Origin of the sequence: Azoarcus sp. KH32C, assembly GCF_000349945.1 — a bacterium.
Taxonomy (GTDB): domain Bacteria; phylum Pseudomonadota; class Gammaproteobacteria; order Burkholderiales; family Rhodocyclaceae; genus Aromatoleum.
This window is the reverse complement of record NC_020516.1, coordinates 3321007-3337248: the sequence shown is the minus strand read 5'-3', so window position 1 is coordinate 3337248 and position 16242 is coordinate 3321007. Positions and strand designations below refer to the sequence as shown.

Here is a 16242-nt window from a genome sequence, read left to right as displayed (position 1 = left end):
ATCCGTTTAAACGTCGAAAGCCCGCACCGTCACTGGTGCGGGCTTTTTTCGTTTACCGCGTTCCCCCGGCCTCCTGCCACAGCTCTTCCAGGCGCTGGGCGAAGCGCGTGCCGAGGGCTTCGTCTTCGTGCATGAAGTAGACGTAGGCGCGGGCGAGGGGCTGAGCTGCGATGCGCTCGACCCAGGCGCGCAGGTCGCCGTCGTCGTAGTGGGTTCGCCGCAGGCGGATGTATGCGCACTGCGTCGTGGATACAAAGGGCGTTTCCCCTTCGTCGGTGTCGGTGACGCAATACATGGCGCCGTGGGAGCGCAGGGCGTCGTAGACGTCGTCGTCCTGCCAGGAGGCGTGGCGAAACTCGAAGGCGTAGCGTTTGTCTGACGGCAATCCCGCCAGGAAATCGCGCAGCCGATGAAGATCCTTTCTAAGAAACGGCGGCAGTTGGAACAGGAGCACGCCGAGCTTGTCCCCGAGAACGGCGGCGCGGCGCAGGAATTCGGCCACGCTCGCTTCGGACTCGTGCAGCCGCTCCTCGTGCGTGATCCTGCGCGGCGCCTTGAGCGTGAAGGAGAAGCCGGGCGGCACTTCTTCCGCCCAGTGCGCGAGCATCGACTCGGCCGGCATGCGGTAGAAGGTGTTGTTGATCTCCACCGTCGTGAAGCGCTCGGCGTAGTAGCGCAGCATCGCGTTCGCCGGAAGCTTCTCCGGGTAGAAGGAGCCGAGCCACTCCTTGTACGAAAAGCCGCTCGTTCCGGTCGACAATCGCATCGCATCTCTCCCGGGAATTTACCTCATGCCGCGCCGGGTTGAGGCTGCTTCTCTCTCGCGCGGGGCGCGCCAAGTGAAAGAACCGGCGAAGGGACCGCCCGCTTCCGGGACGGACCCGCTCGGCGAGTATTCGGCCAAGCGGACTTTCGCTGCTACACCGGAGCCGGCACCGTCGGCGCTGCGGGCTGGGGGCGGGCCATTGCTCTTCGTTATCCAGCAGCACTCGGCCCGGCGGCTGCACTTCGACTTCCGGCTCGAATGTGATGGAGTGCTGAAATCCTGGGCAGTTCCCAAGGGACCGTCGCTCGATCCTTCGGACAAGCGGCTGGCGGTCGAGACCGAGGATCACCCTTATGACTACGCCTCCTTCGAGGGGGTCATCCCGCCCGGTCATTACGGCGCCGGGGAGGTGATTGTTTGGGACTGCGGTGTCTATTCGCCCGACGAGGGGCAGGAGTACTGGTTCCATGATCGGGACGAAGCGCAGCGCCGGATCCGTGAGGGGCTTGTGAAGGGCAAGCTCAGCTTTACGCTGCGAGGGGAGAAGCTGAAGGGCTCTTTTGCCCTTGTGCGTAGCGGGGAGCCGCGTAACTGGTTCCTGATCAAGCACAAGGACCGCTTCGCGGGACCGGCGGACCTCATGGCGAGGAACCGTTCGGTGCTTAGCGGGTTGGCGGTCGAGGAGCTTAAGTTCCTGCCGGCCCATCGGGTGCCCGCGGCGACGCTGGCGCCTACCGGCCGGAACGAGGCGATGCCCGCGAAGCTGTCGCCCATGCTTGCGGAGACTGGCGAGGCGCCGTTTAGCGATCCCGACTGGCTGTGGGAGCCCAAGCTCGATGGCTATCGCGTGCTGGCCTTCGTCGCCGGGGAGGAGGTGAAACTGCAATCGCGCCGGGGCCTCGACCTGACCGTCACTTTCCCTCGGCTGAGCGACGAGCTGCGTGGCCAGGCGGCGGACATGATCCTGGACGGCGAGGTCGTGGCCTTCGATGCGAGCGGCCGGCCCTCGTTCAACGCGCTGCAGAATCGCTTTCAGCTGAAAGCCGAGCGGGATATTGCCGCGGCCGATCGGAGCACACCGGTGGTCTTTTACTGCTTCGATCTGCTGCACTTCGCCGGCATCGATCTGCGGGGAGCGCCTTATCGCGACCGTCGCCGCTACCTCGCGCAATGCCTGCTGCCTTCGCCCCTGCTGCAACTCGTCCATGTCGCGGAGGATGGGGAGGCGCTGCAGCGGGCTGCGCTCGCCAGCGGCTTCGAGGGGATCATCGGCAAGCGCAAGGACAGCCGGTACGAGGCCGGGCGGCGCTCGGCATCCTGGCTCAAGATCAAGGCCACTCAAAGCGGGGAGTTCGTGGTTGGCGGCTACACCCGCGGAAAGGGCTCGCGGGGCCCGCTCGGTGCGCTGCTGCTCGGGTACTGGGATGAGGGGGCGCTACGTTATGCCTCGCATGTCGGGTCCGGCTTCGATGCCGCAACTCTGGAGCGGGTCAGGGCGCGGCTGGAGGGCTTACGAACGGACGTGTGCCCGTTCGTGGAGAAGCCGGAGCTGAATGGGCCGACGACTTGGGTTAGACCGGAATTGGTGGTCGAGGTGCAGTTCCAGGAATGGACTGCGGACGGCAGCCTGCGTGTGCCGATCTTTCTCCGTATGCGCGACGATATCGATCCCAAGTCGGTACGCCGTAGCAAGCACGGCGCGGTGCCGCATAAGCCGCCCGCCAGCGGGTCGGCGAGCGCGGAGGGTGGGAACAGCGAGATCGAGGACATCCTGCAGCAACTGGAGAACAGCAAGACAGCCTTCTCGCTCGCGGTCGGTCCGCACCGGATTCGGCTGACGCATCTCGATCGCGTCTACTGGCCGGAGGATCAGGCCCTCAAGCAGCCGGCGGTGACCAAGCGCGACCTGCTGCGCTACTTCGCGCAAGTCTCGCCCTTCCTCCTGCCTCACCTCGCGGATCGCCCGCTGACGCTGATTCGCATGCCCGACGGCATCTTCGGACAGCGGTTTTTCCAGAAGCGCTGGGAGCAGGAGCGGCCGGAATTCTTGGACATGCTCGACGTGTATTCGGGGCATCAGGACGAGAATCATGAAGTGCTCATCTGCAACAACCTGGCCACGCTGCTGTGGCTGGCGCAGTATGGGACCATCGAGTTGCATGTCTGGCATTCGCGTGCGCGTCTCGGGCCGGATGCGGCGGTCCAGGGAACCGACTACGCCGGCTCGCTCGCCACCCTCGAGGCGTCGGTGCTGAACTACCCCGACTACGTGGTGTTCGACCTCGATCCGTACATCTATTCCGGCAAGGAGGCGCCGGGAGACGAGCCGGAACTCAATACGGTCGCCTTCGAGAAGGGCAAGGAGGTGGCCTTTTGGCTGCGCGAGTTGCTGCAGAGTATGGCGCTGGACGCCATCGTCAAGACCTCGGGCAAGACCGGGCTACACATCTTCGTGCCCATCCGGCGCACCCTCGATTTCGATGCCGCGCGCAAGGTGTGCGAGCTCGTCGGGCGGCACCTGCTGCGCCTGCATCCGCGGGACATCACGATGGAGTGGAGTGTGCGGTCGCGGACCGGCAAGATCTTCCTTGACTACAATATGAACGTCCGCGGCAAGACGCTGAACGTCGCCTACTCGCCCCGAGGGGTGCCCGGCGCACCGGTGTCGATGCCGCTTACTTGGGACGAGCTGGCCAGCGCGCACCCGCTCGATTTCAGGATCACCAACGTCGCGCAGCGCCTGGCACAGACGGGTGATCGCTGGCACGACGCCCTGAAGCGCAAGCTGAGCCTGGAACGGGCTTTGTCCGGCGCCAAAACCTGACCCCCGGAGACAAGCATGGCGGCACGATCGATCGCATCGCTCACGATCTCGTTCGGAATGGTGGCCATCCCCGTGAAGCTCTATTCGGCCACCGAGACGAGCAAGACCGTCTCGTTCAACATGTTGCACAAGGGCTGCGGATCGCGGCTCAAGCAGCAGTATGTGTGCTTGAAGGAAGAGGTGGTGGTGCCGCGCGACGACATCGTCAAGGGCTACGAATTCGCCAAGGACCAGTATGTGACCTTCAGTCCCGACGAGCTGAAGGCGCTCGAGGAGACGGGCTCGCACAGTGCGGAGATCAGCGAGTTCGTGCCCATCGAGTCCGTCGATCCGGTGTACTTCGACAAGGCCTATTACCTCGCTCCCGACAAGGGGGGCGCCAAGCCGTACGCGCTGCTTGCTCAGGCGCTGCGCGCGTCCGGGCGCTGCGCCCTCGGCCGCTGGGCGTCGCACGGCAAGCAGCACGTGGTGATGATCCGGCCGGTTGAGGATGGACTCGTCATGCAGCAACTGCTCTACGGCTCGGACGTTCGGTCGATCAAGGATCTCGACATCCCGCACACGGAAGTCAAGGACGCCGAGCTCAAGCTCGCGGAGCAGCTCATCGATCAGCAGGCGGTCGACCGCTTCGATCCCGACGCCTATACCGACGCGGTTCGCGCGCGCATCGAGGCGGCGGTGCAGAAGAAGGTCGAGGGCCAGGAAATCACGCTGACCGAGGAGGGCGAAGGTCGCGGCCAGGTGATCGACCTCATGGAAGCGCTGCGCGCGAGCCTGGAGAAGAAGGCTCCCGCGACGCCCGCGCCGCAGGTGGAGGCGCGCAAGCCGCCGAAGCGGGCGCGGTCCGCGGCCGAGCCTGCGGTGCGCAAGACGGCCAAGAAATAGCGAGGTTTCCCCCCATGCACCGCTACGGCGTGCGCGAGGTCGAAAAGCTTCTGGGCCTGCGGCGCAGCACGATCCGCGCACTGATCGAGGCGGGCTTCGTTTCGCCTGAGCGCGGCCCGCGCAACGCCTGGCGCTTCTCCTTCCAGGATCTGGTCGTCCTGCGCACCGCCCAAGCGCTCGTGGAGGCGCGGGTGCCGTCCAAGCGCATCCTGCGGTCGATGAAGGCGCTGCGCGGCCGGCTTCCGGAGGAGATGCCCTTATCGGGCCTATCCGTCCGCGTAATCGCCGATCGTGTCGTGGTGAAGGAAGGGGGTAGTCACTGGCAGGCCGAATCGGGCCAGTATCTGCTCGCGTTCGAAGGCGATCCGTCCGATGGCTCGCTGAACGTGGCGGAGTACAAGGCGGCGGAACCTCCCGCCCACGCACCGGCGCACGCCACGCACTGGTTCGAGCAGGCGCTTGCGCTGGAGCGCGACGAACCCGAGACCGCGCGGCGAGCCTATGAGCGGGCCATCGCCGCGGCGCCGAATCTGCTCGATGCCCGTATCAATCTGGGATCGCTCCTGCACGAGACCGGATGCCTGGCGGAAGCCGAACGCGTGTACCGCGAGGCGATCGCGGCCTGCGGCAGCGACGCGACGTTGATGTACAACCTCGGGGTCCTGCTCGACGATATGGATCGCAAGCACGAAGCGATGGACGCCTATCAGGCGGCGTTGCGCGGCGATCCCGGTTTGGCCGATTGCCACTACAACCTGGCCTTGTTGTGCGAACAATTCAGAAGGCCGAGGGAAGCCATCCGCCACATGGCGCAGTATCGCAGGCTGGTGGAGGCGAAGCAGGAATAGGCGGAGCGCTCAGGGCTTCTCGTCGCCCGGGTCCGGATACTGACGCCACAAGTCGATCAGCTGGTCGGCGTGGTCAAGGAAGACGTCGGTGTAATTGGGATCGAACTGGCGGGCACGATTGGCCCGGATGTATTCGATGATCTGGTCGAGTTCCCACGCCCGCTTGTAGCAGCGCGGATGCGAGAGCGCGTCGAAGACGTCGATGACGGCGACGATGCGCCCGAAGGGGTGGATGTCGGTGCCCTTGCGTCGGTTCGGGTAACCGCCGCCGTCCCACCATTCGTGGTGCTGTTCGGCGATGATCGCGGCGGTTTGCAGCGTTCGTCGTTTGGAGCGATGGAGGAGGTTGTAGCCGAGTGAGGTGTGGGTCTTCATGATTTCCCACTCGTCCGGCGCCAGCGGGCCCGGCTTGTGCAGGATCGAGTCGGGGATGCCGACCTTTCCCAGATCGTGCATCGGCGCGGCCTGTATCAGCATCGAGCACTCCGTCTCGTCGTGTCCGGCAAGATGGGCGAGCAGTGCCGAAAGCGCGCCGACCCTGACCACGTGCATCCCGGTCTCGTTCGAGCGCGTCTCGACGACTTCGCTGAGGGTGTGCACGAGCTCGGATTGCGTGGAGGCGAGCTCTTCCTGCAGGTGGACATTGTCGAAAGCGAGGCCGATGTTCGAGGCGAAGAGCCGGATCAGGTTGAGGTCCATCTCCTCGCCGGGATGCGTGGTCTGGACGAAGATGATGTTCTCGGAGCCGGTATGGGCCTTGAATCGGCCAATGAATTCGCCGCGCGAGAAGACCACCTCGCCCTGGCCGATCTTCAGCATGCGTTCCATCTCTTCCGGCGCGAGTTCAGTGCTCAGCTTGTGCCCTTCGGTCCCGGCGAAGCGACCGGTGCCTGCGAGGATTTCGTAGTTCGCGTGGGATTCGTCGCCGCGGAGCGCCGCGACGCCCGAGTCCTGCAGCAGCAATCCGTTTTCCCCGAGATGGAGCAGGGCCGTCAGCTGCGTGAGGACGCCGGACGACAGCCGCGCCAGCGACTGTGGCGCGAAGAGGTCGCGCGACGCGTCGATGATTTGTGCCAGCCCGCGGCGGCTGCGCTCGATGGTGATGAGATCGCGATAGGAACGCACGCCGGCGATCACCGTCGTCACGAGCTTCTGTGCGGTGAGCTCGGTCTTTTCCTTGTAGTCGTTGATGTCGTAGTCGATCACGACGCTGCGTTCCGGCGCCTGTCCAGGCTGACCCGTGCGCAGGATGATCCGCACCATGTGGTTGTGGAGCTGCTCGCGGATCTGGTGGGCGACGTCCAGGCCGGAGTGATCGGTTTCCATCACGACATCGAGCAGGAGCACCGCGATGTCCGGGTGCGTCGCGAGCTGTTCGAGGGTTTCCCGCCCGGAGTGCGCGGAGATGAGTTCGATCGGCCGTCCCTCGAACACCAGGTCGCGCAGCACCATCTGCGTGACGGCATGCACTTCGTCGTCGTCGTCGGCGACGAGGATTTTCCAGGGGGAAGACTGGCTGACAGGCGTTTCCGTCTCGGTTGAGGTGTCCTCGTCGGCAAACAAGAGCGCGTCATCGTCCGGGACAGCCTTGGCGGAAACGCCGGGATCAGCCATTTGGAGGCTCCGTCGTCAGAGGGAGGGTTATCGTGAAGCTTATGCCTTTTCCGGGAGCAGTGATACAGGTGATCCGGCCCTGCAACTGCTGCGTGACGAGGTTGTATACGATATGCATCCCAAGCCCGCTGCCGCCTTCGCTGCGCCGCGTCGTGAAGAAGGGATCGAAGATGAGGCGCGCCAAATCCGCCGACATTCCGCGACCATCGTCGCGATACGTGAGCCAGAGCGTCCCGGCGTCTTCGCGCACCACGATCTCGATGTGGCCGGCTACATCGTCGGTGAAGCCGTGCTGGAGCGAATTGATGATCAGGTTGGTCAGGATCTGCGACCACGCTCCTGGAAAACTTTGGATCTCGAGATCGTCGGGACACTCGACTGAAACGGTGTGGGGCGTCCTTTTCAGTCGCGGCCGAAGGCTGTCGAGAATCTCGCCCAGGTATTCCTTGACGTTGAAGCGGCGGGGGGCATCGCTCGACTGGTCGACCGCCACCTGCTTGAAGCTGCGCACGAGGCCTGCCGCCCGATGCAGGTTGTTTTCCAGCGACGCGAGCGATTCGTCGAGCGTCGAAAGGAATGCTTCGAGATCCGATCGCTTCATCTGGCCCTTTGCGTAGCGTTCTGAGAACTCGCTCGCCCGTTCGCGCAGGAAGCTCGTCGCGGTAATGCCGATCCCCACCGGCGTATTGATCTCATGCGCCACGCCCGCAACGAGTCCGCCCAGGGCCGCCATCTTTTCCTGGCGAATCAGTTCGAGCTGAGCTCGCACCAGCTCCGTTACGTCCGTTGCGGTGCCGCGGTAGCCGAGGAATACGCCGCCCGCGTCAAAGACCGGCTTGCCGCTCAGCCGCACATGCGTAGGTTCACGATCCCCCGTCTCAATCGGATATTCGATGCCGCTGAATGGCCGGCGAGCGTCCAGGTCGTCCAAATGCTTCTTCCACGTCTCGGGAGAGACTTCGTGGGTGGCCGCGAGGCTCGTGAGGCCTTGACCGACGGCGGCGATCGCGGGGTGGCCGAGCGTCTCGGCCGCCCGTTCGGAGAGATAGGTCAACTGCAGCCGGTCGTCGCATTCCCAGAACCAGTCGGATGCCGATTCGGCGAAATCGCGGAAGCGATGTTCGCTTTCCCTGACCTCCGCGGTGCGCGCTTCGACCTGTTGTTCGAGATTCGCTTTCGCTTCCCGCAAGGCCTTTTCGGCGAGCTTGCGGTCGGTGATGTCCGTGAAAGTCGCCAAGAGTCCGCCGTCGGGCAATCGCTTCTGGTAGACATCGATGACGCGCCCATTGGGGCGCTGGTGCTCGAATGTCTGGGGTTCGGAGAGCTTGGCTCGTTCGAGCGCTTTGCGTACCAGCGAATCGGTATCGGCTTCGGTCGCGTCGCGCGTTGTTTCCCGGACCAGGGTGGCAAATGGAGTGCCGACGGTCGCGAGGGCAGGGTCGATCCCGAACATCTCGAAGAACCGGTCGTTCCATACCACCAGGCGTAGCTCCGCGTCGAACATTGCGAGGCCCTGATCGATGTTCTGGACGGCTTCGCGCAGTCGTTCCCATTGCATCTCGATCTGTTCCGAGGCTTCCGAAAGCAGCGTCAGGACGCCGGCGATGCTGTCTTGCCGTTCGCGCGTGACGGACGCAATGACGACGCGGGCGAGGCTGCTGCCGACCGCTCCCGCGATCAGCCTCTCCACATCACCGACCAGCTCGGTGTCGACGGCGCGTTCGAGTTCGAGCGGAATGCCACGCGCTGCGGCGAGCCTTTCCATCTCGCGCCGCGCCACGTTGTTGCCAAGGAATCGCGCTAGCACCTGGGCAAGGTCGCCCCAGTGCAGGGAGGCGGAAAACTCCCGTTCGGTCGCCGTTTGAATGCTGTCGACGAAGGCCCCCGCCACGGCGCGATCGTCCTCCGTCGGACTCGAGAACAGCGACACGCCGACATAGATCCCGAGACTGATTCCGAGGCTCCAAATCAAGCCGTGCGTGATGCGATCCAGCCCGTCAAGGCCGAACAGCGCGTAGGGTTTGAGGGCCGCGATACCGAAAGGGCCATGCTCCAGCAGGCTGCGGCCGAGCCAGCCGGATTCGGCAAGGGAGGGGATCAGCAGCGTGTAGCACCAGACGCCGAAACCCGCGACGAGCGCCCAGAAGGCGCCACGCCAGTGCGCTCGGCGCCAGTAGAGCCCACCGACGATGACGGGAGCGAAGAGCGCCACGGCGACGAAGGACACCAGTCCGATGCCGGTGAGCGCGAAGGAATTGCCGACCAGGCGAACGTAGGTGTAGGCGAGCAGGAGGATGCCGAGGATGGATACCCGGCGGACCCACTTGACCATGCCGACGAGACTGGGCTGACTTGCGTCGCGCAGACGGTGTCCGCGGATCAGCGAGGGCAGGATCAAGGCATTGCTGACCATCGTCGCGAGGGCGACGGTTTCGACGATGATCATGCTGGTGGCTGCCGAAAAGCCGCCCAGGAACGCGAAGAGGGCTAGCCACGGCGCATCACTCGCAAGCGGCACCGTCAGTACGTAGCTGTCCGGACTGACGCCCGCGAGCGCCGGGATCAACCGGCCGGCCAGCGCGATCGGCAGTATGAAGACGTTGAGGGCGACCAGGTAGAGCGGAAAGAGCCAGGCGGCGGTCCGCAGGTGGGCCGTCTGCGTGTTTTCGACGACCAGCACCTGGAATTGGCGCGGCAGGCAAATGATCACCATCGCCGACAGGACGGCGATCGACCAGAACTCCGGTACCTGCATCTGGGCGCCGAGATCGACCAGCCGAGCGGTCTCGCTGTGGCTCAAGGCGTCCCCGATCACGTCGCCGAATCCGTCGAACAGCCCATACGTGACGAAGGCCCCCACTGCCAGCATTGCCGCGAGCTTGACCAGCGACTCGAATGCGATCGTCGTCACCATGCCGCGATGCTGTTCGGTGGCATCGACGCGACGCGTGCCGAAGAGCATCACGAATCCGGCCATCAGCAGCGCGACGTACAGCGCGGTGTCGGTGTGCATCGGTGGAACGGGCGTCCCGGGCGGGCCGAGAGGCGCTGCAGTGAGCAGGTCGAAGGTGGTCGATACCGCCTTCAGCTGCAAGGAGATGTACGGGATGATGCCGATGACGACGATCAGCGTCGTCAGCACGGCGAGCGAGCGCTTCTTGCTGTAGCGGGCCGCGATGAGGTCCGCGAGCGAGGTGATGTGCTGGTTCTTGCACACCCGCAGCAGCTTGCGCAGCAACGGTTGGCCGAAAACGAAGACGAGGATGGGGCCCAGATCAAGCGGGATGAATCCCAGCGTGGAGGTCGCCGCCTGCCCGACGTTGCCGTAGAACGTCCACGAGGTGCTATAGACGGCGAGCGAGAGTGAAAAGGTCCAGCGTTCCGGGAAGGTGTGCGACGGGAACAGCGAAGCGCCGCGGTCGACCGTGAAGGCGATCGCGAAGAGCAGACCAAGGTAAGCCGCGGAGGCAAGAACCACCCAGCTCGCACTCATGCCCCATCTCCTCGGCTCCGGATCCGGGAATCTCAGCCGTGGGTGGCGGCCGAGGCGGGATTGCCATTCACCCTAGCGAAAGAGTCTGTGCAACTCAAGCGATCCGGACCGCATGGCAAGCCGGCTTTGTGGCAGCGTGTATCGGGCGGAAGGCAGCAGCGCTCGGCCCGGTCGAAGGGCTTATTCGGTGCCCGCGCCGTCCTGCAGCAGACGGCGGCCACCATTGAAGCGCTTCAGCCAGTAGGTCTTGTCCATTTCCTCGATGCGCACCTCGGCGCCGCGATGAGGCGCGTGGAGGAAGCGGCCGTCGCCGAGATAGATGCCGACGTGCGAAAACGCGCGTCGCATCGTGTTGAAGAAGACCAGGTCGCCCGGCTTCAGATCCTGCATGCCGACCTTCTCGCCGAGGCGCGCCATGTCGCGTGCCGCACGAGGCAGATCGAGGCCGAGCGCATTGCGGAAGACGTTTTGTACCAATCCGCTGCAATCGAGCCCTGTTTCAGGCGAATTGCCACCGAAGCGGTAGCGGATCCCGAGATAGTCCATCCCCTCGTTGACGAGATTCTGGACGGCGCTGCTGTAGCCCTCGATCGACTGGAGAGCGCTTTGGGTGACGGTTTGCGACGGGTTTTCGGCGGCATCGGCTGCCGATGAGAATGCAAGTGCGAGTGACAAGGCCAGGGAGGCGAGCGTCAGGGTAAAGTTCGGATACCGGGTCAATATCAACTCCCGTCTGGTCATGGCTGGCGGCTCAGTTGCCGCCGGTTGCGTTCAAGGTCGGCCAGGCTGCGTGCGGAGGATGTGCCTGCCTGGAGGGCACGGGATTGTGCGGCGAGCATCAGCTGGGCGATCACCCACGCATCGCCGAGCGCGTGGTGGCGCTGGAAGGTCTCGATGCCGAAGACCTTCATCCAGTCGCCAAGCCGCGCGGGCCTGTCGAAGTGATCTTCGAAAAGGCAGGGTAGCAGCCAGTAGAGATCGAGCCAGCACCAATCCGGCGCCACACCCAGTGTCTCGGCGAGCGCCCGCTCAATCAGCGTGCGGTTAAACCCGGCATTATAAACGACAACTGGACCATTTCCGGTGAAGGTGAGCAGTTCGGCGAGCGCCTTCGCCGGATCCGGATCCAGCTTGGCGTAATAGCTGTCGCGAGGAGACAGCAAGGCGCCGTCGAGTCCGATCGCGCCGACTGCGAGCAAGCGGTCGTGATCGACATCCAGGCCGGTCGCTTCGGTATTCAGCACGACGTAGCGGGTCTCGAAGTGCGGCTTTCCGAGGTCCGGCGGCGGAAGCGCCTGCCACCGCAGGACGGCGTCACGCAACGGCGCGTCGAGCGATTCGAGGTCGGGGCGGTTGCCGAGCAGGCGCGTGAGCCAGTTCATAGCTGGTAGTCGAGCTTCAGTCGCAACTGCAGCTTGCGGGCCTGCCGGAACGCTTCCTTCAGGATGCGGCGGTCCAGTTCGTTGAGATCGTCGGGGTCGATGCGGTTGTCGCCCGGAGCGTCATGTTCGGTGTCGAGATGTTGCGAGCGCAGGCGCAGCAACTGGATGAAATGGAAGCCGTCGATCAGCGCTGCGAGCTCCTCGGCCGCTATGCCGATTTTCGCGCCCGCCTGGCGCAGGCGCTGCACGGTGCTGCTGGAGTTGACCTCGGCGCGCAGCGCAAGGATGCGCGCGGCGTCCACGAAAAGACGCGTGCCGAACTTCTTGAGATCGATCGTGCCGTCGTCCTCGACGACGAAATCGCGGATGCGGCCGAGCGGGGGCGCGACCTGCAGGGCGTTGGCGGCCATCATGCGCAAGAAGGCGGTATTCGAGCGGGCGGAGCGATTGAGCCAGCCGCGCAGTTGATCCCCGAGCCGTTCGTTGCCGCACAGGACGCGGAAATCGAAGAAGATCGATGCGTTGAGCAGCGCCTGCGGGTCCGGTTCGCGAATCCAGTCGCCGAAGCGGCCTTTCCACTCGTCCAGCGTCAGGCAGAGGTCGGCATTTCGCGCCATGATGCCTCCCTTGCACAGCGGGAAGCCGCAGGCGGCGAGGTCGTCATTGACATCCCCGGCGAATGCCATCAGGCGCTGCTTCAGCGCCGCGCCGTCGCCGCCTTCTGGGATCTCGAAGATGATGCCGTTGTCCTGATCCGACGACAGCGTCTGCTCGTGCCGACCCTCGGAGCCGAAGGCGAGCCACGCGTAATCGACGCCGTAGAGTTTGTGCTTGCCGACGGCGATGTCGATGATGCGGCGGGTCAGTACATCGTTGAGCGCCGAGATGAACTGCGTGAGCTGTTCGGCGCCGATCCCCTGGGCGATCAGGTTCAGTGCGAGCTGGCGGATGTCGCGGCTCGCACCCTTGAGCGCCTCGATGTCCGCGGCGCCCTCGATGCTCGCGCGGATCTGGCGCAGGCTGATGCGCTGCAGCGTGAAGAGGTCGCGTTCCGACACGACGCCTTTTAGGCGCTCTTCGCTGTCGATGACGAGCAGGTGCCGGACGCCATGCGTCGCCATGTCGAGTGCGGCGTCATAGGCCGACGCCGTCGCCGACATCACGTGCGGCGCCTGGGTCATCACGTCGCTGATCGGACGGGTCAGGTCGATGCCCGGAAGCACCACGCGCGGCAGCAGGTCGCTCTGCGTGAGGATGCCGACCGGGCGCCGCTCGCCGTCGACGATGACGATGCAGCCGATGTGCCGCTCGGCCATCTTCTCCAGCGCCGAGCGGATCGTCGCGTCCGGCGCGACGAAGACGGGATCGGTCTTGACGAGCTGGCCGAGCAGTGTCGTCATCGTCTGCTGCTCGGCGGCACGCTGCGAGAACGTGGTCTGCAGCTGCTGGCGCGACTGGTTGAGCAGGCTCGCGATGTATTGCGTGCAGAAGAGATGGAAGACCGGGCTCATCTGCATGAGCGTCAGGAAATCTTCTGCGGGAATCTGGAAGACGAAGCTGTCCTCGATCGCGACGTAGGCATTCGTCGACGGGCGTTGCGCGGAAATTGCGCCGATCGGGAAGCATTCGCCGGGGCCCAGCGTCATCAGCGTGTAGTCGGTGACGCTCGTCGGGCCCGATTGCCTCGCCTGGACCTGGCCACGCTGCACGATGTGGAAGTGCGTCGGCTGTCCCATCTCGGGCGTCAGGATTTCCCGGCCCTTGGGGTGAAAGGCGAGGACCGCGCGCTCGGCGAGAAACTCGAGCGCGTCTGCTTCCATCCGGTTGAACGGTGAAAAGCGCTTGAGAAACTCGGTGCTGGCTCCGACCAGCATCTCGGGGGCGGTGGCGGTCATCAAAAGGTTTTCTGGCACAAAACCTTTTTATTATAGGACGCTAACCTCCCTCCAGTATGACCTGTAACAAAGTTTCGTTACGAAGCGTCGATGCTGCCGACGCCCCGTAATCGTCCCTCGACGCCTACAACACGTCTGCCGCGTGGTCTGCGAGGCGCGAGCGCTCGCCGCGCTGGAGCGTGATGTGGCCCGAATGCGGCCAACTCTTGAAGCGATCGACGACGAAAGTCAGGCCCGAACTGCCTTCTGTAAGGTAAGGCGTGTCGATCTGCGCGATGTTGCCAAGGCATACCACCTTGGTGCCGGGGCCCGCGCGCGTGATCAGCGTCTTCATCTGCTTCGGCGTCAGGTTCTGCGCCTCGTCGATGATCAGGAACTTGTTGATGAAGGTGCGCCCGCGCATGAAGTTGAGGCTCTTCACCTTGATCCGCGAGCGGATCAAGTCGCGCGTCGCCGCACGGCCCCAGTCGCCGCCTTCACCGGTGGTGCCGTTGAGGACGTCCAGGTTGTCTTCCAGCGCCCCCATCCACGGCGCCATTTTTTCTTCCTCGGTGCCCGGCAAGAAGCCGATGTCCTCGCCGACCGGCACCGTGACGCGCGTCATGATGATTTCGGAGTAGCGCTTGGTCTCGAGGACCTGGGTCAGGCCCGCCGCGAGCGTCAACAGCGTCTTGCCGGTGCCCGCCTGGCCGAGCAGGGTGACGAAGTCGATCTCGGGGTTCATCAGCAGGTTCAACGCGAAGTTCTGCTCACGGTTGCGCGCCGTGATCCCCCACACGTTGTTCTTGTTGTGTCCGTAGTCGGTAACGGTCTCGATCAGCACGCTGCGGCCGTTGCGTTCTTTCACCCAGGCGTTGAGCGGGTTCTCTCCGTCCTGGTAGATGAACTCGTTGACCATCAGATCGGCGCTCTGTGGGCCTTCGATCTGGTAGTAGGTGTGCCCGTTCTCCTTCCATGATTTCATGCCCTTGGCATGTTTGTCCCAGAAGTCGACGGGCAGCTCCAGCCAGCCGGTGTAGAGGAGGTCGGTATCCTCGAGAACCTTGTCGTTGAAGTAGTCCTGCGCGTCCAGGCCCAGCGCGCGGGCCTTGATGCGCATGTTGATGTCCTTGGAGACGAGAATCACCGGACGCTTGGGAGTGCGTTCGGCGAGATGCATCATCACGCCGAGAATCTGGTTGTCGCCCTTGGCAGTGGGCAGCGCAGCCGGCAGCTGCACGTTGATCGCCTCGGTCTGCAGGAACAGCTTGCCGGTTGCAAGGTCGTGCGAGGGCGCAGCCAGATCGATCCCGGTCGCGATGTCGTGCTCGCTGGAGGACACGACTTCATCAAGCGTTCGGCTGGCCTGACGCGCATTGCGCGCCACTTCCGACATGCCCTTCTTGTTGTTGTCGAGCTCCTCCAGCGTCATGATCGGCACGTAGACGTCGTGCTCTTCAAAGCGGAACAGGCTGGTCGGATCGTGCATCAGCACGTTGGTGTCGAGGACAAAGAGTTTGGTCTTCGTTGAGCTGGGCGCGCGCTTGACCATGAAGTGAACCTCCGTATTGACCTCGGTGACGGCCGTTTCGGCCGGGTTTTCTTAGAGACTCTGTACGAACTGCAGCACTTCCTTGGCGTGGCTCGGAACCTTCACGCCACGCCATTCGCGCAGGATGCGGCCGTCGGCACCGATCACGAAGGTGCTTCGTTCGATGCCGCGAACCTGCTTGCCGTACATGTTCTTCATCTTGATCACGCCGAAGGCGTTGCAGGCGAGTTCCTCCGTATCCGAAATCAGTTCGAAGGGCAGGCCGAGCTTGGCCTTGAAGTTTTCATGCGATTTCAGGCTGTCGCGCGAGATGCCGAAGACGGCACAGCCGGCGGCCTGGAAGGCGTCGTGGTGGTCGCGGAAATCCATGGTTTCGTTGGTGCAACCGGGCGTGTTGTCCTTCGGGTAGAAGTAGAACACCACGTTCCGGCCGCGCAACCCGGCAAGCGACACGGATTGGCCGCCCGTCGCGGGGAGTTCGAAGTCGGGGCTGGGCATGCTGTCGGCAGTCATCGCTTCTCCGGCATAAGGACATATGCGCAGCGTAGCGGAGGACGCGGCCGGCTGACAATCGGCCGGCGTGCGATTGACGCGCGAATGCGACGTATTGCCGGATTCAGGCGGGGTCGAAGAGCAGGGCGGCGGCGACTGACCGCCCTTCGGATGCCAGGATGTTGTACGTGCGGCAGGCCGCAGCGAAGTCCATGACCTCGAAACCGATGCGCGCGTCGATCAGCGGGCGCATGATCTGGGGGCGCGGGAAGCGCTGGCGGGCGCCGGTGCCGATGATCACGATTTCGACCGCCAGAGCGCGAACGGCTTCGAAGTCCTCGGGCCTGAGCGCATCGAATCCGCCCTGCGCCCACCCGGTGACGATGCGGTCGCTCGTCACCAGCAGGTTGCCGTCATGACGGACCTTGTTGATCATCAGGTGGTCGGCCCCATACCCGGTTACGAGATTGAGGTTCGGATTGACGTCGAGATTCAGTTTCATGGCGGCGCGG

At 64.2% G+C, this 16242-nt stretch carries 12 protein-coding genes; 3 read left to right on the top strand and 9 right to left on the bottom strand.

Translation table 11 applies throughout. The annotated features are described in order from the left end of the window. Positions 1–52 precede the first annotated feature (52 nt). On the bottom strand, positions 53–766 hold the full coding sequence (locus tag AZKH_RS14685; RefSeq protein ID WP_015436573.1) for a DUF72 domain-containing protein: 714 nt from the start codon (positions 764–766) through the stop codon (positions 53–55). Here AZKH_RS14685 and ligD point away from each other — a divergent pair. The 3 genes from ligD to AZKH_RS14670 are packed head-to-tail and all read left to right on the top strand — an operon-like array spanning position 729 to position 5323. Beyond that, complete coding sequence (gene ligD / locus AZKH_RS14680) at positions 729–3590, top strand: DNA ligase D (protein WP_197538726.1); 2862 nt, start codon at positions 729–731, stop codon at positions 3588–3590. The genes AZKH_RS14685 and ligD overlap by 38 nt on opposite strands. Before the next feature lie 15 nt (positions 3591–3605). Beyond that, positions 3606–4475 carry a Ku protein gene (locus tag AZKH_RS14675; RefSeq protein WP_015436571.1) on the top strand — a complete coding sequence of 290 codons (870 nt, stop codon included), beginning with the start codon at positions 3606–3608 and terminating at the stop codon, positions 4473–4475. Positions 4476–4489: 14 nt separating this feature from the next. Further along, complete coding sequence (locus tag AZKH_RS14670) at positions 4490–5323, top strand: tetratricopeptide repeat protein (RefSeq protein ID WP_015436570.1); 834 nt, start codon at positions 4490–4492, stop codon at positions 5321–5323. A 9-nt stretch (positions 5324–5332) separates the two neighbouring features. Here AZKH_RS14670 and AZKH_RS14665 read toward each other — a convergent pair whose 3' ends face one another. The 8 genes from AZKH_RS14665 to AZKH_RS14630 form a co-directional block, all read right to left on the bottom strand. After that, a complete protein-coding gene (locus AZKH_RS14665; protein ID WP_015436569.1) occupies positions 5333–6937 on the bottom strand; it encodes a response regulator in 1605 nt (534 codons plus the stop codon). Next, on the bottom strand, positions 6930–10430 hold the full coding sequence (locus AZKH_RS14660) for a PAS-domain containing protein (protein ID WP_015436568.1): 3501 nt from the start codon (positions 10428–10430) through the stop codon (positions 6930–6932). The genes AZKH_RS14665 and AZKH_RS14660 overlap by 8 nt, the downstream gene beginning before the upstream one ends. 180 nt (positions 10431–10610) lie before the next feature. Beyond that, a complete protein-coding gene (locus tag AZKH_RS14655) occupies positions 10611–11150 on the bottom strand; it encodes a C40 family peptidase (protein ID WP_015436567.1) in 540 nt (179 codons plus the stop codon). A gap of 17 nt (positions 11151–11167) precedes the next feature. Then, on the bottom strand, positions 11168–11812 hold the full coding sequence (locus AZKH_RS14650) for a 3'-5' exonuclease (protein WP_015436566.1): 645 nt from the start codon (positions 11810–11812) through the stop codon (positions 11168–11170). Next, entirely contained in the window at positions 11809–13707 is a 1899-nt protein-coding gene (locus AZKH_RS14645; RefSeq protein WP_015436565.1) for a DUF294 nucleotidyltransferase-like domain-containing protein, read from the bottom strand. Before AZKH_RS14645 ends, AZKH_RS14650 begins: the two co-directional genes overlap by 4 nt. Before the next feature lie 124 nt (positions 13708–13831). Next, positions 13832–15238, bottom strand: a complete 1407-nt coding sequence (locus AZKH_RS14640) for a PhoH family protein (RefSeq protein ID WP_015436564.1) — start codon at positions 15236–15238, stop codon at positions 13832–13834. A gap of 51 nt (positions 15239–15289) precedes the next feature. Further along, positions 15290–15751 (bottom strand): peroxiredoxin, encoded by a 462-nt coding sequence (locus tag AZKH_RS14635; RefSeq protein WP_015436563.1) that lies wholly within the window; start codon positions 15749–15751, stop codon positions 15290–15292. A gap of 103 nt (positions 15752–15854) precedes the next feature. Continuing rightward, positions 15855–16232 carry an Mth938-like domain-containing protein gene (locus tag AZKH_RS14630; RefSeq protein WP_015436562.1) on the bottom strand — a complete coding sequence of 126 codons (378 nt, stop codon included), beginning with the start codon at positions 16230–16232 and terminating at the stop codon, positions 15855–15857. Between the last annotated feature and the right edge of the window lie 10 nt (positions 16233–16242).